Source organism: Saccharopolyspora gloriosae (assembly GCF_014203325.1).
Lineage (GTDB): Bacteria > Actinomycetota > Actinomycetes > Mycobacteriales > Pseudonocardiaceae > Saccharopolyspora_C > Saccharopolyspora_C gloriosae.
The window spans coordinates 1,044,363-1,067,810 of the sequence record NZ_JACHIV010000001.1; the positions used below are offsets into that span (position 1 = coordinate 1,044,363).

The 23,448-nt window shown below is 70.1% G+C and carries 21 protein-coding genes and 1 riboswitch; of the genes, 14 read left to right on the top strand and 7 right to left on the bottom strand.

Going from position 1 to position 23,448, the window contains the following annotated elements; all coding sequences use genetic code 11:
* Positions 1-17 precede the first annotated feature (17 nt).
* Complete coding sequence (locus tag BJ969_RS04915; protein WP_184477679.1) at positions 18-1,241, bottom strand: geranylgeranyl reductase family protein; 1,224 nt, start codon at positions 1,239-1,241, stop codon at positions 18-20.
* Between the two features lie 198 nt (positions 1,242-1,439).
* Positions 1,440-2,708, bottom strand: coding sequence for a threonine synthase (gene thrC / locus BJ969_RS04920; protein ID WP_184477680.1), 1,269 nt, complete (start codon positions 2,706-2,708; stop codon positions 1,440-1,442).
* A 12-nt stretch (positions 2,709-2,720) separates the two neighbouring features.
* A riboswitch (SAM riboswitch) is annotated at positions 2,721-2,848 on the bottom strand.
* Positions 2,849-2,954: 106 nt separating this feature from the next.
* Here thrC and holA point away from each other — a divergent pair.
* Positions 2,955-3,938: a DNA polymerase III subunit delta gene (gene holA, locus BJ969_RS04925; protein ID WP_184477681.1), complete on the top strand. Its 984-nt coding sequence runs from the start codon at positions 2,955-2,957 to the stop codon at positions 3,936-3,938.
* 136 nt (positions 3,939-4,074) lie between these two features.
* Here holA and rpsT read toward each other — a convergent pair whose 3' ends face one another.
* The gene (gene rpsT, locus BJ969_RS04930; protein ID WP_184477682.1) at positions 4,075-4,335 is read right to left on the bottom strand and encodes a 30S ribosomal protein S20; all 261 of its coding nucleotides are present in this window, start codon (positions 4,333-4,335) and stop codon (positions 4,075-4,077) included.
* Between the two features lie 228 nt (positions 4,336-4,563).
* On the opposite strand from rpsT, the gene BJ969_RS04935 reads away from it, so the two are divergent.
* From BJ969_RS04935 to BJ969_RS04960, 6 genes are all read left to right on the top strand, one after another.
* Positions 4,564-5,370: a TSUP family transporter gene (locus BJ969_RS04935; RefSeq protein ID WP_343071231.1), complete on the top strand. Its 807-nt coding sequence runs from the start codon at positions 4,564-4,566 to the stop codon at positions 5,368-5,370.
* A gap of 289 nt (positions 5,371-5,659) precedes the next feature.
* Positions 5,660-5,863 (top strand): cold-shock protein, encoded by a 204-nt coding sequence (locus BJ969_RS04940; RefSeq protein ID WP_184477684.1) that lies wholly within the window; start codon positions 5,660-5,662, stop codon positions 5,861-5,863.
* A gap of 93 nt (positions 5,864-5,956) precedes the next feature.
* The gene (locus BJ969_RS04945) at positions 5,957-6,337 is read left to right on the top strand and encodes a VOC family protein (protein WP_184477685.1); all 381 of its coding nucleotides are present in this window, start codon (positions 5,957-5,959) and stop codon (positions 6,335-6,337) included.
* A gap of 122 nt (positions 6,338-6,459) precedes the next feature.
* A complete protein-coding gene (lepA, locus tag BJ969_RS04950; protein ID WP_184477686.1) occupies positions 6,460-8,313 on the top strand; it encodes a translation elongation factor 4 in 1,854 nt (617 codons plus the stop codon).
* Positions 8,314-8,623: 310 nt separating this feature from the next.
* A complete protein-coding gene (locus BJ969_RS04955) occupies positions 8,624-10,984 on the top strand; it encodes an arylsulfatase (RefSeq protein ID WP_184477687.1) in 2,361 nt (786 codons plus the stop codon).
* A gap of 101 nt (positions 10,985-11,085) precedes the next feature.
* On the top strand, positions 11,086-11,979 hold the full coding sequence (locus tag BJ969_RS04960; protein ID WP_184477688.1) for a LysR substrate-binding domain-containing protein: 894 nt from the start codon (positions 11,086-11,088) through the stop codon (positions 11,977-11,979).
* A gap of 136 nt (positions 11,980-12,115) precedes the next feature.
* On the opposite strand, the gene BJ969_RS04965 is transcribed toward BJ969_RS04960, so the two are convergent.
* Positions 12,116-13,603, bottom strand: a complete 1,488-nt coding sequence (locus BJ969_RS04965; protein WP_343071232.1) for a helix-turn-helix domain-containing protein — start codon at positions 13,601-13,603, stop codon at positions 12,116-12,118.
* 94 nt (positions 13,604-13,697) lie between these two features.
* On the opposite strand from BJ969_RS04965, the gene aceA reads away from it, so the two are divergent.
* On the top strand, positions 13,698-15,020 hold the full coding sequence (gene aceA / locus BJ969_RS04970; RefSeq protein ID WP_184477689.1) for an isocitrate lyase: 1,323 nt from the start codon (positions 13,698-13,700) through the stop codon (positions 15,018-15,020).
* 364 nt (positions 15,021-15,384) lie between these two features.
* Positions 15,385-15,948, top strand: coding sequence for a Uma2 family endonuclease (locus BJ969_RS04975; RefSeq protein ID WP_184477690.1), 564 nt, complete (start codon positions 15,385-15,387; stop codon positions 15,946-15,948).
* Positions 15,949-16,084: 136 nt separating this feature from the next.
* Here BJ969_RS04975 and BJ969_RS04980 read toward each other — a convergent pair whose 3' ends face one another.
* Positions 16,085-16,303 carry a hypothetical protein gene (locus BJ969_RS04980; protein ID WP_184486138.1) on the bottom strand — a complete coding sequence of 73 codons (219 nt, stop codon included), beginning with the start codon at positions 16,301-16,303 and terminating at the stop codon, positions 16,085-16,087.
* Positions 16,304-16,632: 329 nt separating this feature from the next.
* On the opposite strand from BJ969_RS04980, the gene BJ969_RS04985 reads away from it, so the two are divergent.
* Both BJ969_RS04985 and BJ969_RS04990 read left to right on the top strand, forming a co-directional pair.
* Positions 16,633-17,685, top strand: coding sequence for a nitronate monooxygenase (locus BJ969_RS04985; protein WP_184477691.1), 1,053 nt, complete (start codon positions 16,633-16,635; stop codon positions 17,683-17,685).
* Positions 17,686-17,781: 96 nt separating this feature from the next.
* Positions 17,782-18,432, top strand: coding sequence for an MOSC domain-containing protein (locus BJ969_RS04990; protein ID WP_343071233.1), 651 nt, complete (start codon positions 17,782-17,784; stop codon positions 18,430-18,432).
* On the opposite strand, the gene BJ969_RS04995 is transcribed toward BJ969_RS04990, so the two are convergent.
* Together BJ969_RS04995 and BJ969_RS05000 are read right to left on the bottom strand one after the other, a co-directional pair.
* A complete protein-coding gene (locus BJ969_RS04995) occupies positions 18,407-19,405 on the bottom strand; it encodes a methyltransferase (protein ID WP_246456682.1) in 999 nt (332 codons plus the stop codon). The genes BJ969_RS04990 and BJ969_RS04995 overlap by 26 nt on opposite strands.
* 50 nt (positions 19,406-19,455) lie before the next feature.
* Positions 19,456-20,124 carry an FCD domain-containing protein gene (locus tag BJ969_RS05000; RefSeq protein WP_184477692.1) on the bottom strand — a complete coding sequence of 223 codons (669 nt, stop codon included), beginning with the start codon at positions 20,122-20,124 and terminating at the stop codon, positions 19,456-19,458.
* Positions 20,125-20,259: 135 nt separating this feature from the next.
* Here BJ969_RS05000 and BJ969_RS05005 point away from each other — a divergent pair, with 135 nt between their 5' ends.
* The 3 genes from BJ969_RS05005 (at position 20,260) to BJ969_RS05015 (ending at position 23,394) form a co-directional block, all read left to right on the top strand.
* A complete protein-coding gene (locus BJ969_RS05005) occupies positions 20,260-21,069 on the top strand; it encodes a sugar phosphate isomerase/epimerase family protein (protein WP_184477693.1) in 810 nt (269 codons plus the stop codon).
* Between the two features lie 90 nt (positions 21,070-21,159).
* The gene (locus tag BJ969_RS05010; protein ID WP_184477694.1) at positions 21,160-21,924 is read left to right on the top strand and encodes an SDR family NAD(P)-dependent oxidoreductase; all 765 of its coding nucleotides are present in this window, start codon (positions 21,160-21,162) and stop codon (positions 21,922-21,924) included.
* A gap of 132 nt (positions 21,925-22,056) precedes the next feature.
* Complete coding sequence (locus BJ969_RS05015; RefSeq protein WP_184477695.1) at positions 22,057-23,394, top strand: GntP family permease; 1,338 nt, start codon at positions 22,057-22,059, stop codon at positions 23,392-23,394.
* Positions 23,395-23,448: the final 54 nt, after the last annotated feature.

Genomic DNA, 23,448 nt, shown 5'->3' on the forward strand with positions numbered 1-23,448 from the left:
TCAGGTGGCCCGCCGACTCACCAGAAGCGCAAGATTCGAAGCACGGTGGAAGCGTGGATCCGGCCGAAGCCGAACAGCATCTCCACCCCGTCCGCCAACATGCGCGGGTCGTGTCGCGCGGTCCGCAGCAGTGCGGATGCCCACCGCGGGTTGCGCAGTAGCCGCTGCGAAACGAGGGAGGAGACGAAGTGGGCCCGGTAGCGTCGGCGGAAGTCCGCCTCGAAGCCGGTCAGCGCCGCAGCAAGCGCGGCTCCGTCGTCGAGGCTCGGCGGTAGGGCCTCGACGAGGCGTTCGGCCGCGGAGACCGCATAGGCGATGCCTTCGCCGCTCACCGGGTTGATCATCGACGCGGCGTCGCCGATCAGAACCGCTCGAGGATGCGCCATCTTCGCCAGGCCGCCGACGTGCGGGAGGTGGTAGGCGCGTTGATCATGGAGCTCGCCGAGTTCGATCCCACGCGCCCGCACGCTGTCGGCGAACGTCGACGTGAGCGCCTTGATGTCGTCGCCGCGGTCTTGCATGCTCTTGAGCGAGCCGACGATACCGATGTTGACCAGGCCGTTGGTGAGCGGGAACAGCCAAGCGTAGTGCGGTAGCAAGTCCGCGCGGAATTCGAACAGCAGTCGTGGCCCGATTTTGCCGCCGGGTTGAAAATCTCCACTCTCGGCGTACGCGCGGCTCGCCAGGCCCCGATGTTTCTTGGCTCTGGCCGAATCGGTTTCCGAGGACAGTTCTTTCCGGATCGCCGAGTGTGCCCCGTCGGAGCCCACCACCAATCGAGCGTTGATCGAACGTAATGTCCCGTCGGCGGCTCGCAGCCGGACTTCCCGCGTGCTCGGGCCGTCGACCATGGACAGGTAACGCATGCCCGTGAAGTCCGCGGCTCCGGCTCGCATGGCCGCGCGCACCAGCCGATCGTCCAGCTCCAGCCGGGAGATGACGTGGCCGTGGGCCACACGCCCGTCGTCGCGGGAGATGGCGCTGTGCAGCTGCTCGCCGGCCGGCCCGAAGATCGTGACATCGTTGATCGGCGTGCGGTCGGCGAAAACGTTCCCGAGGCCGAGGCGGTGAATGACTTCGACCGCGCCAGGGCCGACCCCGTCCCCGCACGTCTTATCCCGGGGAAAGGTGGCCCGGTCCACCAACGCGACGCGCAGGCCTCGCCGCGCTGCGGAATATGCTGCGACGGATCCGGCCGGACCGGCGCCGACGACGACGATATCGAACGATTCCTGCGTCATGCGGCGCAGTGTCGCACGCTTCGCGGAAGGGTGGTGCTTTGTCGAATTGCTCGAACCGGGTCGTGTCAATTCCGGTCATCGGCGAAATGTTCCAACTCGCAATTGTGGAATTCGCTGAGGAGAAATTCGGCTGGTGAACGGTGACCGGAGCCGTCCCAGCACCGTGGGCCGCGGCGCACCGCGGCCCACGGGGGACGATCAGAGGCCCAGCGCCTCGTTCACGGCGTCGGTGCTGGGGGCGACCGTGGCCTTCGGCCCGACCTGGTCCTGCACGGCGTCCAGGGTCTTGAGCCCGTCGCCGGTGATCAGCAGCACCGTCTCCTGGTCCGGGTCGATCTTGCCCGCCTCGATGAGCTTCTTCGCGGTCGCCACGGTGACGCCACCGGCGGTCTCGGCGAAGATGCCTTCGGTCCGGGCCAGCAGCCGGATGCCTGCCACGACCTCCTCATCGGTGACGTCCTCGATGGCCCCACCGGTGCGGCGGACCGCGTCGAGCACGTAGGGCCCGTCCGCGGGAGCCCCGATGGCCAGCGAGCGCGCGATGGTGTCCGGGCGCACCGGCTGCACCACGTCGTGGTCGCTCTTGAAGGCGGTGGCGACCGGGGAGCACCCGGTGGCCTGCGCACCGAAGATCCGGTACGGGCTCTGCTCGACCAGACCGGTCTGCCCGAGCTCGCGGAAGCCCTTGTCGACCTTGGTCAGCTGCGAACCGGACGCGATGGGAACGACGATCTGCTCCGGCAGCCGCCAGCCGAGCTGCTCGGCGACCTCGAAGCCGAGGGTCTTGGAGCCCTCCGAGTAGTACGGCCGCACGTTGACGTTGACGAACGCCCAGTCCTCGTGCTCGGCGGCGAGCTCGGTCGCCAGCCGGTTCACGTCGTCGTAGTTGCCGTCCACCGCGAGCAGCGAGCCCTCGTAGACCGCGCTCATCAGGATCTTCGCCCGCTCCAGGTTGGAGGGGACGAGCACCACGGAGTCCCAGCCCGCGCGGGCCGCGGCGGCGGCCACGGCGTTGGCGAGGTTGCCGGTCGAGGGGCAGGCGAGGACCTTGAAACCGAATTCGCGGGCGGCGGCCAGCGCGACCGCGACGACCCGGTCCTTGAAGGAGTGGGTCGGGTTGCCGGTGTCGTCCTTGATCCAGATCCGCTTGACGCCGAGCGCCTTCGCGAGATTGTCGGCACGCACCAGCCTCGTACAACCGGGCTCGGTGTTCGGGTACTCCTCGACGTTCGTCGGCACCGGCAGCAGCTTCTTGTAGCGCCAGATCGACCGCGGGCCGGACTCGATGTCCTCGCGGCGGATGCGCCCGAAGTCGTAGGCGACCTCGAGGGGCGAGAAGTCCTCCAGCGAGACGAACTCGGGTGCCAGGGGCTGGCGGTGGCCCTCTTCCTTCGACACCAGTTCGACGGCGGGACCCAGGTCGTAGGTCTTACCGGTGGAGTTCGGGGCTTGGGCGGCAGCAGTCATCGCGAGGTCCTTTCCTCATCTGTCCCGCGGGCGGGTCGGAGTTGGCACCAATTTCTTCGACTGCCTCGCGAGTGCCGCGAATGGTCGAGATGGTTGCCGGGGCTTCATCGGGCCGTTCCCTCTGCCCCTCTGGATGAGCTATTCGGTTGTGGCGGCAACGTTACGGGAGGGCGCCGCGTCCTGGCCAGCACGGTCCAGCGCACGGGAACGATCCGCGGTGTCGCAGGGTCATGCGACGATGCCCCTATGAGTTCTCCGTCGGTGGTCTGCGACCCGCTGCATTTGATCCTCGGGGACGAGGAACTGCTGGTGGAGCGTGCCCTGTGGGAGGCGGTCGGGGCGGCCCGCGCGGCCGACCCGGAAACCGAGCTGCGCAGGATCAAGGTGAGTGAACTCACCCCGCCGGAGCTCGACGAGCTGCTGAGTCCCTCGTTGTTCGCGGAGGGCCGAGTGGTGGCGCTGGAGGCCGCGCAGGACGCGGGCAAGGAGATCGCCGAAGCGATCTTGTCCCACGCCAGGCAGCCCGCGGACGGCGTGGTGCTCGTGATCGTGCACAACGGCGGGGGCCGCGGCAAGAACGCGAAGGAACTGCCGAACGCGCTGCGCAAGCTCAACGCCCGGGTCACGGAGTGCAACAAGATCACCAAGGGCTCGCAGCGCGAGTCGTTCGTCAAGGACGAGGTGCGGCGCGCGGGCGGGCGCATCGACGCCGCCGCGGTGGGCGCCCTGATCGAGGCGGTCGGCTTCGACCTGCGCGAACTGTCCTCCTCCGCGTCGCAGCTGGTCGCCGACACCGGGGGCAAGATCGACGATGCGGCGGTGCGCCGCTACCACCGCGGTCGTGCTGAGGTGACCGGCTTCGTCGTGGCGGAGAAGGCCGTGACCGGGGACCGGGCCGGGGCGCTGGAGGCGTTGCGGTGGGCGCTGCAGCTGGGCGTGGCGCACGTTCTGATCGCCGACGCCCTGGCCGACTCGGTCCGCACCATCGGCCGGGTCGCCGCTTACGGCCGGGGGGACCCGTTCCGGCTCGCCGGCGAGCTGGGCATGCCCGCGTGGAAGGTGAAGAAGGCGCAGGGCCAGGCGCGGGGCTGGAGCAGCGCCACGGTCTCCGAGGCGCTGCGCGCCGTCGCCGCGCTCAACGCCGACGTCAAGGGCATGGCCGCCGACGCCGATCACGCCTTGGAGCGCACCGTGCTGCGCTTGGTCGACCTGCACTCGTCCCGGAACTGACGCGTACCGCCCACGCGGGTCCAGCGGCGCTTCGTGGTTGCCCCGCACGACGAAACGGGGCCCGTTCCCCGGAGGGAACGGACCCCGTTGTCAGCCTGCGACCGGTCGAGCGCGAAGCCGGCCGGTGCCGCGCGGCTCAGAGCTCGTTGGCGACCTTGGCCAGCGCCGACTTCTTGTTGGCGGCCTGGTTGGCGTGGATGACGCCCTTGCCGGCGGCCTTGTCCAGCGTGCGCGAGGCGGCGCGCTGCAGCTCGAGGGCCTTGTCCTTGTCGCCGGCGGCAGCGGCCTCGCGGAACTTGCGGATGGCCGTCTTGATCGACGACTTCACCGACTTGTTGCGCAGGCGGTTGCGCTCGTTGGTCTTGATCCGCTTCATCTGGGACTTGATGTTGGCCACTGCGGGCGCCTCTTTCCTCGATCGGATTCGTCGTGCCGCGCTGAATCGGCGCTGCCGTGCCGGGTCGAGCGGACCTCGGCGCGCGCAGCTTTCCTCCCTGGCGGAATGCCGCACGGCACGGTCGGCAATCCTAGCAACGCCGCACCCGGCGCCGGCGCCGCGGTCCTGGCTGCGAGGGCGCTCACACGCGGCGCCGTCGCCGGTGGTCGCCGCATAGGGTCACCCGTCGTGTTCACCGCATTGGGCTGGCCCGGCTTCGCCGAACTGTCGCTGGCCGGGTTGATCTTCCTCTGCTGCGCGGCGTTCCTCGCCGGCGCGGTGGACGCCATCGTCGGTGGCGGCGGCCTGATCCAGCTGCCCGCGATGCTGCTGCTGGTTCCTGGTGGCGACCTGATCTATTCGTTGGGCACGAACAAGCTCGCCGCCGTCGCGGGCACCGCTGCCGCGGCCCGCACCTACGCGAAGCGGACCCCGGTGCCGTGGCGCAGCGCGCTGCCGATGGCGGCGGTGGCGTTCGTCGGCGCCTTGGGGGGCGCGATGTTCGCCGCCGCCCTGCCGCAGGCGGTGCTGACCGGAGTGGTGCTGGTGGCGCTGATCGCGGTCGGGATCTACACGTGGCGCAAGCCGGACCTCGGTTCGGTGGAGGCTCCTCGATTCGCTCCGGCCCGGCAGACCCAGGTGATGGTGGCGGGCGGCGCGGTGATCGGGTTCTACGACGGCATCGCCGGTCCGGGCACCGGCTCGTTCCTCGTCTTCCTGCTCGTCGGGCTCGTCGGTTTCGCCTTCGTCGGGGCGTCGGCGACGGCGAAGATCGTCAACGTGGCGACGAACCTCGGGGCGCTGCTGTTCTTCGTCGCCGCGGGCAAGATCCTGTGGGGGCTGGCGCTGGCGATGGCGGTGAGCAACGCGACCGGCAGCGTGCTGGGTGCGGCGATCGCGTCCAGCCGCGGTTCGGTGTTCGTGCGCAAGGTCTTCCTGGCCGTCGTGGTGGCCTTGGTGGCGAGTCTCGGGTGGAAGCTCGCGTCCGGTATCTGAGCCTCCGGAGACCGGTTCCGATCGGGCCGCGGGGCAAGACGTCGCCGCTGCTGCGAAGGGCCGCGACAGGCGCGGGTTGAGATCGAGAACACCGGCGGGTCGCGGGAATGATCCGGCCCTGAGTGTGGTTGTATGAGTCGGCCGATTTTTGTGTTCGTGTTCGACACGCTCGCGAAAGTTGCGGGCGCGACTCTGTCCTGAGCGCAAGCTGGAGAGTTCGCCGTCTGGACTAGGCCCCGTTGCTCGCACAGTGCGGGCATCGGTACTCATCAGCTGTGAGGAGACAGAGATGGCACAGGGCACCGTGAAGTGGTTCAACTCCGAGAAGGGCTTCGGCTTCATCTCCCCCGACGGTGGCGGCCCGGACGTGTTCGTCCACTACTCGGCGATCGACGGCTCCGGCTTCCGCACCCTGGAAGAGAACCAGACCGTGACCTTCGAGATCACCCAGGGCCAGAAGGGCCCGCAGGCCAGCGGAGTTCGCCTGGTCTGAGAGCGGTGATCCGCTCGGCGGGTCCCCCACCTTCGTGGTGGGGGGCCCGCCGTTTTTTCGCCCCGATGCGGCCGAAGCGGTACAACCGGACCCATGGAGGTCCTCAACAGCCGCATGATCCTTCGCCCGCTCGACCCGGAGCGCTCGCTGCGCTTCTACCGGGACGTGCTGGGCCTCGCGATCTCCCGCGAATTCCCGGGAGGCACCGTGTTCTTCCTGGGGCAGGGGTTCCTGGAGTTGTCGGGCCGAGGTGAGCACGGCCCCAGCCCCGATCAGGTGCTGTGGTTGCAGGTGCGGGACCTGCGCTCGGAGTTCGACCGGCTCAGCGGGCTCGGCGTCGCGGTGGAGACCGCGCCGGTCCGGCAGCCGTGGGGCCTGGACGAGGCGTGGATCGCCGACCCGGACGGCATGCGGATCGTGCTCGTGGAGGTCCCGCAGGACCATCCGGTCCGCGCCGACCAGCGCCCGCGGTGAGCTGACCGGCCGCGCCCCGGATCCGGGCATTCGGAACTGGGCATAAGGGGCCGCCCGCGGCGTGGGACGATGTGGGTTGAACGCGCGCCCCGCGAGGACCCCGAGATCCCAAGGAACACCGAGTGAGCAGCTTCGCCGACAACACCTTCACGGACCCGGAGCGCATCCGGAACTTCTGCATCATCGCCCACATCGACCACGGCAAGTCGACGCTGGCGGACCGGATGTTGCAGCTCACCGGGGTGCTGGGGGAGCGGGCGTACCGGGCGCAGTACCTGGACCGGATGGACATCGAGCGCGAACGCGGCATCACGATCAAGGCGCAGAACGTCCGCCTGCCGTGGGAGAAGGACGGTGTCGAACACGTCCTGCACATGATCGACACTCCGGGGCACGTCGACTTCACCTACGAGGTGAGCCGGTCGCTGGCCGCGTGCGAGGGCGCGATCCTGCTGGTCGACGCCGCGCAGGGCATCGAGGCGCAGACGCTGGCGAACCTGTACCTGGCGATGGAGCACGACCTGCAGATCATCCCGGTGCTCAACAAGATCGACCTGCCCGCCGCGGAACCGGACAAGTACGCGGCCGAGCTCGCGCACATCATCGGCTGCGAGCCGGGCGACGTGCTGCGGGTGTCGGCCAAGACCGGCGAGGGCGTCGGGGCGGTCCTCGACGAGGTCGTCAGCCAGATCCCGGCTCCGGAGGGCGATCACGACTCGGCGCCCCGCGCCATGATCTTCGACTCGGTCTACGACACCTACCGGGGCGTGGTGACCTACATCCGGGTGGTGGACGGCAAGATCACGCCGCGGCAGCGCATCCGGATGATGTCCACCAACGCCACGCACGAGCTGCTCGAAGTCGGCATCATCTCGCCGGATCCCAAGCCCTCCGCCGGGCTCGGCGTCGGCGAGGTCGGTTACTTGATCACCGGTGTGAAGGACGTCCGCCAGTCCAAGGTCGGCGACACGGTCACCGCGGAGCGCAAGGGTGCCGTCGAGCCGCTCGGTGGTTATCGCGAGCCCAAGCCGATGGTGTACTCGGGCCTGTACCCGCTGGACGGCTCGGACTACCCGATCCTGCGGGAGGCGCTGGACAAGCTGCAGCTCAACGACGCCGCGCTGACCTACGAGCCGGAGACGTCGGGCGCGCTGGGCTTCGGCTTCCGCTGCGGCTTCCTGGGACTGCTGCACTTGGAGATCACCCGGGACCGGCTGGAGCGCGAGTTCGGCCTGAACCTGATCTCCACCGCGCCGAACGTGGTCTACCAGGTGAAGCTCGACGAAGGTGAGGACTTGGAGGTCACGAACCCGTCGGACTGGCCGGAGGCCAAGATCGGCGAGGTGCACGAGCCGATCGCCAAGTGCACCGTGATCGCCCCGTCCGAGTTCGTGGGCACGATCATGGAGCTGTGCCAGAGCAGGCGCGGCCAGCTCGACGGCATGGACTACCTGTCGGAGAGTCGCGTCGAACTGCGCTACACGCTGCCGCTGGCCGAGATCGTGTTCGACTTCTTCGACCACCTCAAGTCCCGCACCCGCGGATACGCCTCGATGGACTACGAGGAGTCGGGCACGCAGAGCTCGCAGCTGGTCAAGGTCGACATCCTGATGCAGGGCGAACCGGTCGACGCGTTCAGCGCGATCGTGCACAAGGACGCCGCGTACGGCTACGGCACGAAGATGACCTCGAAGCTGCGCGAGCTGATCCCGCGGCAGCAGTTCGAGGTGCCGATCCAGGCGGCCATCGGTTCGCGGATCATCGCGCGGGAGACGGTCCGCGCCATCCGCAAGGACGTGCTGGCCAAGTGCTACGGCGGTGACATCAGCCGGAAGCGCAAGCTGCTGGAGAAGCAGAAGGAAGGCAAGAAGCGGATGAAGACCATCGGCCGGGTCGAGGTCCCGCCGGAGGCCTTCGTCGCCGCGCTGTCCACGGACGACGCGGGCAAGGACGACAAGTCCAAGCCGAAGAAGTGACCTGCCGCGGTCCTGCTTGAGCGGTGCCGGCGGTGGTGTCGCACCGTCGGCGAGGTGCGCGCCATAGGCGTCGGCTATGGCGCGCATCGTGAATCGGTCTTCCCGTCATCGGCATGCATGATCACCAGGCGCGATGCTCGCCGGATGTGTCGTGGACCTCGCTGACCAGCGGCGTCCGGCCCGTGGGAACCCTTGCTCCCGGCCACTCGCCGACTAGCATTCGGTCGGCATCGTGGAGACCCGGAATTCGTTGCGCCGCTTGCGGTTTCGCCTCCCGTGCCCGTTCACCGCATCGCACAGGAGGTAGCACATGGGAGCATCCGACGTATCGCGTGAACACCTGCCGATCCCGGACGCCCCGCCCGCTTCCGCAACATCTCTCGACGCACGAGACCAGGACCCCGCCTTCACCCCGGTCCAGCCGCTGAACGCACCGGCCGGTGCGCCGAACGTGGTGATGGTCCTGATCGACGACATGGGTTTCGGCGCGTCCAGCTCGTTCGGCGGGCCGTGCGAGATGCCCGCGGCGCAGCGCTTGGCCGACGGTGGACTGCGCTACTCCCGGTTCCACGTCACCGCCATCTGCTCGCCGACGCGGCAGGCGCTGCTGACGGGCCGCAACCACCACTCGGTCGGCATGGGCGTCACCACCGAGATGGCCAGCGCCGCGCCCGGCTATTGCGGAATCCGCCCGCGCAGCGCCGCCACGATCGGTCAGCTGCTCAACGGCAACGGGTACAACACGGCCGCGTTCGGCAAGTGGCACCAGACCCCGGCGCGGGACGTGAGCCCGGCTGGTCCGTTCGACCGCTGGCCCACCGGTGAGGGCTTCGAGAAGTTCTACGGGTTCCTGTGCGCGGAGATGAACCACTGGTACCCGGTGCTGTTCGACGGCACGAACCCGGTGGAGCCGGACCGCCGCCCGGAGGACGGCTACCACCTCTCGGAGGACCTGGTGGATCACGCGATCGACTGGATGCAGACCCAGCACACGCTGAAACCGGACACGCCGTTCTTCACGTACCTGCCGTTCGGCGCGACCCACGCCCCGTACCACGTGCCGCAGGAGTACCGGGACAAGTACCGCGGCAAGTTCGACCACGGCTGGGACCGGCAGCGCGAGATCACGTTGCAGCGCCAGAAGGAACTGGGCGTGGTGCCGCCGGACACCGAGCTCGCGCCGTGGGCCGAGGGCGTGCCGCACTGGGACGAGCTGTCCGATGAGGAGCGCCAGGCGGCCGCTTCGTTGATGGAGCTCTACGCCGGTTTCGCCGAGCACACCGATGACCAGGTGGGCCGCCTCGTCGATGCGCTGGACGAGCTGGGCGAGCTCGACAACACGATCTTCATCTACATCCTCGGCGACAACGGCGCTTCGGCCGAAGGCGGCCTGGGCGGCACGTTGAACGAGCACCGCTTCGCCACGGGCATCCCGGACAGCGCCGAGTTCATCAACGCGAACCGCGACGCGCTCGGCGATGCCACGACGCACGCGCACTACCCGGTGGGCTGGGCGCTGGCGATGAACACGCCGTACCAGTGGACCAAGCAGGTCGCCTCGCACCTCGGCGGCACGCGCGACGGCATGATCGTGCACTGGCCGCAGGGCATCGAGGAACGCGGCGGTGTCCGGGACCAGTGGCACCACGTGATCGACGTGGTGCCGACGATCCTGGAAGCCGCGGGCATTCCGCACCCGAGTTCCGTGCAGGGCGTGCCGCAGCAGCCCATCGAGGGCACCAGCATGCTCTACAGCTTCAACGACGCCGCGGCGCCGGACCGGCACCGCGTGCAGTACTTCGAGATGGTCGGCAATCGCGGCATCTACCACGACGGGTGGATGGCCGTGACCCGGCACGGGACGCCGTGGGAGATGGTGCAGGACGGCACTCGCCGGTCCTTCGACGACGACCGCTGGGAGCTCTACGACACCAACGTGGACTGGAGCCAGGCGCACGACATCTCCGCCGAGCACCCCGGCAAGCTCCGCGAGCTGCAGCAGTTGTTCTTGGTGGAGGCCGCCAAGCACCAGGTGTTCCCGCTCGACGACCGGATGACGGAGCGGGAGAACCCGAAGGAGGCCGGTCGGCTCGACCTGCTCGGCGACCGCAAGACCATCACCTTCCACGCCGGTGCCAAGCGGCTCACCGAGGAGACCGCGCCGAACATCAAGAACCGGTCGCACGTGATCACCGCGCAGGTCGAGGTGCCGGAGGCCGGCGCCGAAGGCGTGGTCGTGGCGCAGGGCGGGCGGTTCGGCGGCTGGTCGCTGTACTTCCACGAGGGCCGCCCCAGCTACGCCTACAACTACTTCGGCACCGACATCTACAAGATCACCGGGGAGCGGTTGGAGCCGGGCGTGCACGAGGTGCGGCTCGACTTCGGTTACGACGGTGGCGGTGTCGGCAAGGGCGGGACGGCCCGGTTGGACGTCGACGGCGCGAAGGTCGCCACCGGGCGGGTCGAGGCGACCATCCCGTACTACTTCGCCTTCGACGAGACGTTCGACATCGGCGTGGACCGGGCCTCTCCGGTGGTGGACGACTACGCGCCGGTGGACAACGCGTTCACCGGTCGGCTGCGGTCGGTGCGCTTCGACCTGGGTGACGACCTGGCCAGCGATTCGTCGGACGCCGAGGCGCGGGAGCGCTTCCGCGCGGCCCACGACTGAGCGGTTCCGCTCCGGCCCGGCGGTCGCCGCCGGGCCGGAGCGCTCGCGCAGACCGTCGTGTCCGGGATGGTTACGGTGACCGGATGTGAGAGGAGGCGGTCGTGGAGCGTCGTGAGGTCGAGTACTTCCTGGCCGTCGCCGAACACGGCAGCTTCACCGGTGCCGCGAAAGCGTTGCACGTCGCGCAGCCGTCGTTGTCGGCGGCGATCGGCCAGCTGGAGAACCGCTTGGGCGGCAAGCTGTTCCACCGCCTCCCGCACGGGGTGCGCCTGACCCCGGCGGGCGAGGCGCTGCTGGAGCCGGGCCGCCAGGTGATGCGGGATCTGACCACGGCCCAGGACTCGGTGCGCCAGGTCCTGGGGTTGACCTCCGGTCGGTTGGACATCGTCGCGCAGACCACGCTCGCCATCGATCCGCTCGCCGGGCTGATCGGGAAGTTCCTCCACCACCACCCGCAGGTGGACGTGCGGGTCGTCGATCAGGAGTCGGGAAAGTCGCTGACCGGCATCGTTCGTGCGGGTGAGTGCGAACTCGGCATGGTCGACTCCGGAACCGACCCGGAGGGGATGGACGGGATTCGGTTGCCCGGTCGGGAGATCTACGCCGTGCTGCCGCCCGGCCAGCGCACCACCAAGCGGATCGGGCTGTCCGAGCTGGCCGCCTTGGACTTCGTCACGACACCGGAGGGCACTGCCACCCGCGGGGTCATCGACGACGTGGTCGCCGCCCGCGACCTGCGACCGCGGGTGTCGGTGGAGACGGTGCACCTGGCGATGGTCGTGCCCCTGGTGCTGGCCGGGGCGGGGGTGACCTTGCTGCCGGAGTCGATGGCGGCGGGTGCCGCGCGGGAGGGGGCGACGGTATTGCCGTTGCGCCCGAAGGTCGTCCGGGCCGGGCGGTTGTTCTGGCGTCCCGGACCGCTGTCCCCGGCGGCGTCCCGGTTCGTCGACCTCGTGATGGAATCGGCCGAACCGAAGAGGCGCCGCGCACGGTGATCGCCCCCGGAATCAGGGGTGCGCGCATCGAGCCGGTGCCGCCATCGAAGTCCCGTGGTGAGGGCGCTTCGATGGCGGCCGTGCGTTGGTCCTGCTCGTCCGTTCCTGCGGTCGTGACGCAGGCGGGCGATCTCGGTCAGTGCGTTTCGAGGAACGAGTAGACGTCCGCTTCGTCCACGCCGGGGAACGTTCCGGACGGCAGTGCGGAGAGCACGTGGGAGTGCGCCCGCGCTGACGGCCAGACCATGCCCTGCCACCGGTTCGAGAGCTCTGTCGGCGGGCGCTGGCAGCATTCGCCGTTGGGGCAGCGCGACTTCGAGTGGTTCGTGGTCTCACGTCCGCGGAACCAGCGGGATTCGGTGTAGGGCACTCCCAGCGTGATCGCGAAGTCGCGGCCCCGGTTCGGGTCGACGTGCGCGACGCACCAGTGCGTGGCTCCTGGCTTGTCGGTGTACTGGTAGTGCGTCGAGTACCGGTCAGGTGAGGCGAAGACCGTGCGCCCCGCCCAGTGCCGGCACATCCGCTGGCCCTCGATGGCCCCCGCCGGGTCGGTGGGGAAGACCAGGCCGTCGTTCTCGTACGCCTTGTAGATGATGCCGGTCTCGTCGTTGCGCACGAAGTGGCAGACCAGGTCCAGGTACTGCGTCGCGAGGTTGGTGAACCGGTGCGCGGCCATCTCGTAGGACACCGAGAACACGTCCCGCAGGTCCTCGACCGCCAGGTCGCGATCAGCTTTGGCCTGCTTGAGGTAGCTGACCGCCGTCCGCTCCGGCATCAGTACGGCCGCGGCGAAGTAGTTCGCCTCCACCCGCTGGCGCAGGAAGTCCGCGAAGTCCCGAGGCTGGCTGTGGCCGAGGGTCAGGTGCCCCAGCGTCTGCAGCAGGATGGTGCGCGGGCTGTGCATGCCCAGCGATTCCCGGCGCAGGAAGATCCTGCTGTGGCGCAGGTCGGTGATCGAGCGCACCGAGCGCGGCAGGTCGGTGACGAACCGCAGGCCGTAGCCCATGTGCGTGGCGATGGACTGGATGAGGCCCTCGGAGAGCGCGCCACCGTGGTAGCCGACCCGGTCGAGGATGCCGGAGGCGGCCTGCTCGATGTCCGGGAAGTAGTTGCCGTGCTCGCGCATCATCCGCCGCAGCTCGGCGTTCGCCTTGCGCGCCTCCTCCGGCGTGGCGACCTGCTTGGTCTCCCGGCGCTTGAGCTCGTCGTAGAGCGCGAGCACGTGCTCCAGCGCCTCCGTGGGCACGCGCTTGCCCACCTTCAGCGGCGGCACGTCCAGCCGCTGGTACAGCGGGTCGAGCTGAGCCTGCTCGACGGCGATCTCGAGCTCCGCGCGGCGGTTCGGCGGTTTTTTCGACATCAGTTCGTCCACCGAGCTCCCGAGCGCGTCCGCCAGCGCGCGCAGCAGCGAGAGCTTCGGCTCGCGGTGCCCGTTCTCCAGCAGGGACAGCTGCGAGGGTGCGCGCCCGACGCGTTCGCCCAGCTCAACGAGGGTGAGCCCGGCGGCGCGGCGCAGGTGGCGCAACCGCTGCCCGAAGACCAGAAGGTCTTGGTCGGTGGAAAAATTGCGGTCTTCTTCAGCGGCGAACTCGGCCATGTCGTTGATGTTAGCAGAAAAATCCACGAAATTTCCACGGATTTCTTCTCGGAATGGGCTTGTTCTCCGGCAACACTGGGTTCAGCAACGCCGCAACGAACATCCCGGAAGGGGAAGAACCATGAGCCTCCAGCCTGGAACCCGCCAGCAGGCGATCAAGGCCGCCGAAGAACTCCAGCACGACTGGGACACCAACCCCCGCTGGAAGGGAATCGAGCGTACCCACACCGCCGCGGACGTCGTCCGGCTGCGCGGTTCCGTGCAGGAGGAGCAGACCCTGGCGCGCAACGGCGCCGAGCGGCTCTGGAACCTGCTGCACGAGACCGACTACATCAACTCGCTGGGCGCGATGACCGGTAACCAGGCCGTCCAGCAGGTTCGCGCGGGGCTCAAGGCCATCTACCTCTCCGGCTGGCAGGTCGCCGCCGACGCCAACCTGGCGGGCGAAACCTACCCCGACCAGAGCCTCTACCCGGCGAACTCGGTCCCGCAGGTCGTGCGCCGGATCAACAACGCCCTCAAGCGCGCCGACCAGATCAGCTGGTCCGAGGCGCTGGACCCGGAGACGGAGGAGACCGACTCGGAGCCGACGCAGTGGATGGCCCCGATCGTCGCCGACGCGGAGGCCGGCTTCGGTGGCGTGCTCAACGCCTACGAGCTGATGAAGGGCATGATCCAGGCCGGTGCGGCCGGCGTGCACTGGGAGGACCAGCTGGCCTCCGAGAAGAAGTGCGGCCACCTGGGCGGCAAGGTGCTCATCCCCACCAGCCAGCACGTCAAGACGCTCAACGCCGCCCGCCTCGCCGCGGACGTCGCGGGCGTGCCGTCGCTGGTCGTCGCCCGCACCGACGCGCAGGCCGCGACGCTGCTGACCAGTGACGTCGACGAGCGCGACCAGCAGTTCGTGACCGGCGAGCGCACCTCCGAGGGCTTCTACAAGGTCCGCAACGGCATCGAGCCCTGCATCACCCGCGGTCTGGCCTACGCGCCGCACGCGGACCTGATCTGGATGGAGACCTCGAAGCCGGACCTGGAGGTGGCCAAGCGGTTCGCCGAGGCCATCAAGGACAAGTACCCGGACCAGATGCTGGCCTACAACTGCTCGCCGTCGTTCAACTGGCGCAAGAACCTGGACGACAGCACCATCGCCAAGTTCCAGCGGGAGCTCGGCCACATGGGCTACAAGTTCCAGTTCATCACGCTGGCCGGCTTCCACGCGCTGAACTACGGCATGTTCGACCTGGCCAAGGGCTACGCCGCGGACGGCATGACGTCCTACGTGGACCTGCAGGAGCGCGAGTTCGCCGCCGAGGCGCAGGGCTACACCGCCACCCGCCACCAGCGCGAGGCGGGCACCGGCTACTTCGACCTGATCAGCACCGCGGTGAGCCCGGACTCGTCGACCACCGCGCTGGCCGGGTCGACCGAGGCCGCGCAGTTCTGATCGCGACGTGATCCGATGCCCTGCGGTGTCGGATCGGGCGGGGGAGCGGCGGTTCCGGCCAGCGGCGGCCGGGGCCTGCCGCGCCGGGCACCTCGGTGCCCGCCTCCACAGCACAAAAACGGATGAGCGCTCGTCGCGGGAGCGCTCACCCCAGACGCACCAGCGGCCCTGTGGCGGGGTGTGAGTGATCGCAATGGTGCGAGTGGGCGGGAATCTCCGATGGGGATTCCCGCCCACTTTTTTGCGCTCACACCTTCCGGTGACGGCTGTATCAGATCGGCGGTCTCGTCCCTCTTCATCGCAGACCGGTTCGCGTCGGCGCTCGCGCCGACCGGGCAGCAGGCACCAGCGGAAGGGGACGATCATGCGGATCGAATCGGGAGCGGGACGGCCGTTCAGCGTGCACGACCTGGACGGTTCGCCGGAGGACGGCAGGCGCTACGAATTGATCGACGGCGATCTGATGGTGAGCGCGGCGCCGGGGTGGCCGCACCAGGCGGCGGTGGTGGAACTGGCCTCGCAGCTGCACATCGCCTGCACCTCGGAGTACCGGGTGCTTCCCGCGCCGTTCGCGGTGCGCCCGGACCCGTTCACGGAGTTGCGGCCCGACGTCCTGGTGGCGCGCCACGACGATCTCACGCTGCGGAACCTGCCCGCGGCGCCGGAGCTCGCGGTCGAGGTGATCTCGGCGAGCAGCAGGCTCAAGGACACCACGTTGAAGAAGGCGATCTACGCGAAGCTGGGCGTGCGGTTCTTCTGGCTGGTGGACCCCGACCTGGAGGAACCCGAGATCGCGGCGTGGGAGCTCGTGGGCGGCTCCGGGTACCAGCGGATCGCCCGCGTGCGCAACGACGAGGTGTTCGAGGTGCAGCGCCCGTTCCCCGTCAAGCTCACCGCCTCGGACCTGGTGGCGGGGTTGCGGCCGTGAAGGCGGGCCGTCCGGCCACCGCGCAGGGCACGCGCGCACGAGAGCGGGGCGGGAATCCGCGCCTGGTTCCCGCCCCGCTCAGGTGGCCGATCGGTTCACCGGGGCGCGCGCGAGGCGCGCCCGCCGGTGCGCCGGATCAAGCCGCCAGCCCCAGCGCGTCCAGCGCCGCGCCGATCGAGGACAGCGTGCTGGCCAGCGTCGCGTCCAGCGCCTCGGCGATCGGCGTCAGCTCCGCGGCGTTCGCCGGGAGCGCGAGGCCGACCATGAGGGCGGGGACGGCGACGGCGGCGAAGGCGAAGCGCCGGAGGCGCGTGCGGGGCTCGGCGACGGCGGTCTGCTCGGTCGTCGTGTTCATGTGGATCACCTGTTCTCGATGCGAATTGGCTGGTGTGCCAAGAGATTCGCCGTCGCGATGGCACAGGGCAAGGTCGTTTACAGCTCGTTTTCCCGTTCGGTACGCGTTCGCCCCACTCGTGTCCCGGGGCACAGACCTTCGGTGGTGGCGCCGTCGCGCGGCACGTGGCTCGAAGTCGTCGTGGATCGGCCGAGCGCGGCGATGTCATCCGGACGCGCCCGTCGTCGGCGCTGCGTCGGCGGCGAACCCGGTTGCCGCGTGGGGTGATTCACGAGCCGGGCCGGGGTGATGCCATCGCGCGGCGGCCGGGTGAACACTAGGGTCCGGGCATGATCGAGCGGCGGACTTCTCCGGTGATCGCGGCGCCGATGGCGGGCGGGATCTCCACTCCTGAACTGGTGGCGGCGGTCGGCGGCGCGGGCGGATTCGGCTTCCTGGCGGCGGGCTACCTCGCGGAAGAGGCGCTGGCCGGGCAGATCCGGCGGGTCCGCGAGCTCACCGGCGAGCCGTTCGGGGTGAACCTGTTCGTTCCGGGGCCGCGAGCCGATCTCGACCTGGGCGACTACCGGGAGCGGGTCGCGGCCGAGGCTGAGCGCTACGGCGTGCGGGCGGGATCCGGGCACTGGGACGACGATCTGTACCAGGCGAAGGTCGAGCTGGTGATCGCCGAACGGGTTCCCGTGGTGTCGTTGACCTTCGGCTGTCCGGAGAAGTCCACTGTGGATCGACTGCGGGCGGCCGGCGCGCAGGTGATCTGCACGGTCACCACTCCCGCGGAGGCGCGGCGGGCGGCGGCGGCCAGGGTCGACCTGCTGTGCGTGCAGGGCGCCGAGGCGGGCGGGCACCGGGCGGTGTTCGACGACGACGCGGATTCCGCGGCCGGCGGGGAGCTGTTCGGTCTGCTGGGCGCGCTGCGGGTGATCTCCGGAGCGGTCGATCTCCCGCTGATCGGCGCCGGGGGCATCGTGTCGGGCGCGGACGTGGCGGCGGTGCTCTCGGCCGGTGCGGTGGCGGCGCAGCTCGGTACGGCGTTCCTGGTCTCCGACGAAGCGGGGACCGCGCCCGCGCAGCGCGCGGAGTTCGCGTCCGCGACCAGGGGCACCGCGATCACCCGAGCGTTCAGCGGACGTCCGGCGCGCGGCTTGGTCAACCGGTTCATGGCGGAGCACGGCCCGCACGCCCCGGCCGCCTACCCGCAGCTGCACCACCTCACGAAACCGGTGCGGGGCGCGGCGAGCTCGGCCGGGGATCCGGAGGCGATGTCGCTGTGGGCGGGGCAGACCTACGCGCAGGCGACTCCGCTGCCCGCCGCCGAACTGGTCCGGGCGCTCGACGAGCAGGCCAAGAACGCGCTCGACGCCGCGCGCGCCCGCTGGTCCTGAGGGCGCGGTGCTCAGCGGCCCGTTCGCTGCGAGCTCCGGCCGAGTGTGGGTGAAATCCGGGTGCGTCGCCGGGCTCGGCGCACATAGATTGGCCCGGTGGGTCATGTGCAGTCAGTGAACATCGCCGTGCTCCGGACCGGTCAGTGGACCGGCCGCATGGGCACCACGGGCATCGACAAGCGGCCGGTGCCCGGCCCGGTCAGGTTCACCGAGGCCGGGGTGAGCGGTGATCGCGTGATCGACACCAAGCACCACGGCGCCTGGTACCAGGCCGCCTACGCCTTCGACGTCGAGGACTTCCACTTCTGGTCGGCGGAGCTGGGCAAGGAACTCGTGCCCGGCAACGCCGGCGAGAACCTGAGCCTGCGCGGTTGCGACTCCAGCTCCGCGCTGGTCGGGGAGCGGTGGCGGATCGGCGACGCCGTGCTGCGCGTGACCGGGCCGCGCAACCCGTGCCGGGTATTCGCCGGGTTCTGGGACGTCAAGGGCTTGGTGAAGCGCTTCGCCGAGGTCGGGCGTCCCGGCGCCTACCTCGCGGTGGAACGGGACGGTGAGATCACCGCGGACGATCCGGTCGAGGTGCTCAGCAGGCCCGGCCACCTGGTCACGGTCGCCGACGTGCTCGCCCTGAGCATGGGGGACCGGGAACGCAAGGAGCACGTCGCGGCGGCCGCCGCGGATCTGCCGGAGAAGTGGCGGGTGTCGCTGGGGCTCGCGGAGCTCAGCGGTCGGGAAGGCATTCGATGATGCCGTGGCCGTCGTCGAGCGTGGTGACGGCGGCGACGAACAGCCCGGCGGCGGCGGTGATCCGCTCCGTGCGGTCCATGTCGCGCATCCGGCCGCCCACGTAGATCATCATCCGCAGGTCCGTCTCGGTGAACTCGCCATCCGGGTCGGGCAGCAGCTCGATGATGATCACGCTGCTCTCCGGGCCCGCCGCCTCGGCGCAGCGGGTCAGGATGCGCACCGCGTCCTCGTCCTCCCAGTCGCTGAGCACGTCGCACAGCACGTAGGCGTCGGCACCGGCGGGCAGCGGGTCGAAGAAGTCGCCGACCACCACCTCGGCCCTGTCCCGCACGCCGCGGGACTCCAGGTAGTCCTCCGCGGCGCGGGCCGGACCGGCCAGGTCCACCACCGTGCCGCGCACCGCGGGGTAGCGCTCCACGATCTCCGCGATGAGCACGCCCTTGCCGCCGCCCACATCGGTGACCTGGTCGAACCGGTCCCAAGCCAGTGACGCCGCCACCGACGGGACGAACTCGCCGGACTTGGACTCCATCAGGTCGTCGAAGGAGTCCGACAACTGCGGGCTGTGCGCCAGGTCCTCCCGGAACGAGCGGCCGAACGCGGCCCGGTAGGCGGGGTGGTGCCCGCGAACCTGCTCGATGAGTTCCACGAAGGCCAGATCGGCGCGGCCGACGGCGCCGTCGAGGTCGAGCCATTCGCGGCTCCCGCCCGGAGCGTTGCTCTGCAACGAGCGGGAAGCCTCGTTGGGGCCGAACACGTCCGGTTCGGGCTCGGTGAAGATCCCGCGCCGAACCAGGAATCGCAGCACCCGGCCGAGCGGATCCGCTCGGGTCTCGGACCGCTTCGCGATCTCGTCGAGCGGGACCGGGCCGTCCTGGACGATGTCGGCCACCCGCAGCGTGGCCGCGGTCCGCACGGCGAAGGGCGTGACCAGGTCGGCCATCGCCCAGACGTCCACCGGCTCAGAGGCCATGCGGGCAGGATAGGCGCGGCTCCGGAACCTGGCAGGGGCGTCGGTCCCGGTCAGTCCTGCAGGACCGACACGATCCGCTCGGCGGTCTCCCGCATGTGCTCGCGCACGACCTCGCGGGCCTTCGCGGCGTCCCCGGCCTCGATGGCGTCCACGATCGGGGAATGCCGCTGCCAGGCCATGTTGCGCACGGCCAGCTCCGGCCCGGATCGGACGATGGTGGCCCGGGTGAGCCCGGAGATGTGCTGCCAGGACTGCACCAGCGCGGCGTTGCCGGTGAGCTCGCACATCCGCTGGTGGAAGGCCAGGTCCGCTTCGACCAGCGTCGCCATGCTCTGGTCGAGGTCGCGCAGCCGGTCCACCGATTCGCGCAGCTCCGCGACGCTGGTGCTCCGGTCCGGCGCCTCGCAGAGCGCCTCCACCGCCAGCGATTCCAGGGCGGCGCGCACGGCGAAGATGTCCCGCACCTCCGCCGTGGTCAGGGCGCGCACCAGCAGCTTGCCGCGTTCGTCGGCGACCACGAGGCCTTCCTGCACCAGGTGGCGCAGGGCTTCGCGCAGCGTTCCCCGGGAGACCGAGAGCGCATCGCTGAGCTCCGTCTCGATCAGTCGCCTGCCGGGTTCGAGCTGGCCGCTGCTGATCGCCTCGCGCAGCTTCCGCAACGACTGCTCGCGCAAGGTCTGCCGGTCGACGCCGCCGAGCGCCGGAACATCCAGGGGCACTTGTGCATCGCCTCTCTGCTGGTGGTCGCGCTCATCGTAATCCACCACCGCTTCGCCGAATAACGGTCGACTGTTGACAGTCGACGAGACTCGCCGTTAACTGTGCGCTACCTAACGCACGAAGGGGTGAGGCGGATGCCGGAGTTGGGCTGCTCGACGATCTCGTTCCGGCAGCGGCCGGTGCGCGAGGCGCTCGCTGTCATCCGGGAACTCGGCTTCGACGGCATCGACCTCGGCGGCCTCCCCGGCGTCTGCGACCACATCCCCACCCCGCTGGCCGGCTCCGCGGACGAGCTCGTGGACGTGGTCCGGGAGTCCGGATCGCGCACGTGGGCGATCAACGTGGACCCGGGCCCGCTGAACGATCCGAGGCTCGACGAGCACGACCTGCGCGACTCCGGCCGGGAGCTCATCGGGCTCGCCGCGAGCCTGAACGCGGCGATGATCGTGCCGTGCGGGGCCCAGCACCGGGAACCGTTCGTCGACGAGGCGACCGATCTCGACCGGATCGCGCACGGCCTGGGCCTGCTCGGCGAGCTCGCCGAGCAGCGCGGGGTGCGGCTGCTGGTCGAAGGGCTGCACCACTACCGCTTCTGCCACACGACCGAGCGAGCCGAGGCGCTGCTGGACCGGGTTCCCGCGGCCGCGGCGGGCTTCGTCTTCGACGTCAGCCACGTCGTGGCGGGCGGGTTCGACGAGGTCGCCTTCGCGCGGGAGTTCGCCGAACGCATCGAGCACGTGCACTTGCGCGACGCCGAACCCGGCGACATCAACCTCAGCATCGGCCGCGGCCGGGCCGACTTCGCCGGGGTCGTCCGGGCGCTGCGCGAGCACGGCTACACCGGCCGCTACGTGCTCGAACTCGAAACCCACGACGTCGCCGAGCAGGACCGGCCCGCCGAGGCCGCGGCGGCACGAGCGGCCATCGCCGCGCTGCTGGACTGACCCGCACCTGCCGGCCGCACTCCCCGATTCCGGCGTCAGCGCACGAGCCTGGCGACCGACCGCAGATCCGACCCGTTTTGGAGGACCCGCATGTCCGAATCCGCTCGCACCGCCCTGATCACCGGCGCAGGCTCGGAACGCGGCATCGGCCGGGAGACCGCCCGCGAGCTCGCCGCCGCGGGCTTCGACATCGCCGTGCTCGACCTCGACGGCGAAGCCGCCCAGCGCACCGCCGACCTGGTCGCCGAGGAGCACGGGGTCCGCGCGCTGGGCGTGCGGGCCGACGTCACCGATCAGGCGTCGGTCGACGTGGCTGTCAGCGCGGTCGAAGCCTCGGAGCTCCCGGCGGTCGCCGCCCTGGTCAACAACGCGGGCATCACCCGCCCCACCCGCTTCCTGGACATCGAACCCGAGGAGTGGGACCTGGTGTTCAAGGTCAACGTCACCGGCACCTACCTGGTGACCCAGCGCGTGCTGCCCGGCCTGGTGGAGCGCGGGTACGGCCGCATCGTCAACGTCTCCTCGGTCAGCGCGCAGCGCGGTGGCGGCGTGTTCGGCGGCTCGCACTACTCCGCGGCGAAGGCCGCCGTGCTCGGCCTCACCAAGGCGCTGGCGCGGGAGGTCGGCCCGAACGGGGTCGTGGTCAACGCGGTCACGCCGGGCCTCATCGACACCGACATCACCGGCGGTCTGCTGACCGGTGAGCGCAAGGAGGAGCTGATCGCCGGCGTGCCGGTCGGGCGCAACGGCCGCACCACCGACGTCGCCGCCACCATCGCTTTCCTCTCGGGTGACGCCGTCGGCTACATCACCGGCGCCACGTTCGACATCAACGGCGGCTCGCACATCAACTGATCACGCGGCCTGCCGCGTCGTTTCCAGGTGCCTCGCGACGTGCGACGACGTGCTCCTGGAAGCTCGACCGGCCGGGGACCGCCCACCCGCCGCACCGCCTCAACGACGAGGATCACGGAAAGAACGAGTGGTATGCCCAACTCCCTCATCCTGCTGCACACGGCCATCACCGTGGTCGGCATCGTCACGCTGATCGTGGCGGCACGGCTCAACCCGGTCATCGTGCTGGTGCTGGGTTCGCTCTACCTGGGGCTGGCCACCGGCCTCGGTTTCGAGGAGACCGCGAAGGCCGTCACGGACGGCTTCGGCGGCTTGATGGCCGAGGTCGGCCTCATCATCGGGTTCGGCGTGCTGCTGGGCTCGCTGCTGTCGGCGACCGGGACGTTGCAGCGCATCGTCGAGCTGTTCCTGAAGGCCTTCGGCAAGTCCCGGTCGCCGTACGCGCTCGGGCTGTCCTCCGGCGTGGTGTTCCCGGCGATCTACTTCGACGTGGCGCTGGTGATGCTGGCGCCCATCGCCCGGTCGGTCGCGGCGCGCACCGGGGCGAGCGTCGCCGCCGTCGGCGGGGCGCTGGCCATCGGCCTGGAGGTGGGCCTGCTGATGGTGCTGCCGGGCGCGGCGGCGCTGGCGATCAGCGGTTCGCTGGGCGTCGGGCCGGGCATGATGCTGCTGTGCGGCATCGGGATCGGGGTGCTCTCGATCGTCATCTCGGTGTTCCTGCACGGCAGGCTGATGCGCCGCACGTGGAATCCGGCGAAGGACGAGGTCGCCGCCGACGGCGGCCCCCAGGGCGTGGAGGCCGCTGCGGAGGAGTCGCCGCGCCGAACCCTGCCGCTGATCGTGCTGGTCCTGCCGGTGCTGGTGCCGCTGGCCCTGATCGTGCTGGGCACGGTGACGGAGACGGCGGGCGTGCAGATCGGCTGGGTCTCGTTCCTGGCCGATCCGGTGGTGGCGCTGCTGTTCGGCCTGCTCATCGGCTGCGCGCTCACGGCGTGGACGTTGTCGCGCGACGCGGTGGAACGGGCGCTGACCAGGGGTGCTTCGACGAGCGGCACGATCCTGCTGTTCACCGGTGTCGCGGGCTCGCTCGGCGAGGTGATCAGCCGGACCGGGGTGGGCGACATCGTCTCCGGCTTGTTCCACGCGGGCAGCGCGTCGCCGCTGCTGCTGGCGTGGGCGGTCGCGGCGCTGCTGCGGCTGGCGCAGGGGTCGGGGTCGGTCGCGGCGATCACCGGCGCGACGCTGCTCGCCCCGGTGGTCGGCGAACTCGGCACTCCCGCGGTGCTGGTGGCGCTGGCCGCCGCCGCGGGCGCGAGCTTCGGCGGGCACGTCAGCGACAACACCTTCTGGATGTTCCGCACGATGCTCGGGTTGTCCACTCGGGGCGCCTTCCAGGTCTACACCGTCGCCCAGTCGATCATGTCCGTGGTCGCGCTGGCGCTGGTGCTGGCCGCGGACCTGGTGCTGTGAGCCGCTGACGCCCCGCGCGTTCACCCGGCGGGAGAGGCCGGGACGGACGCACCC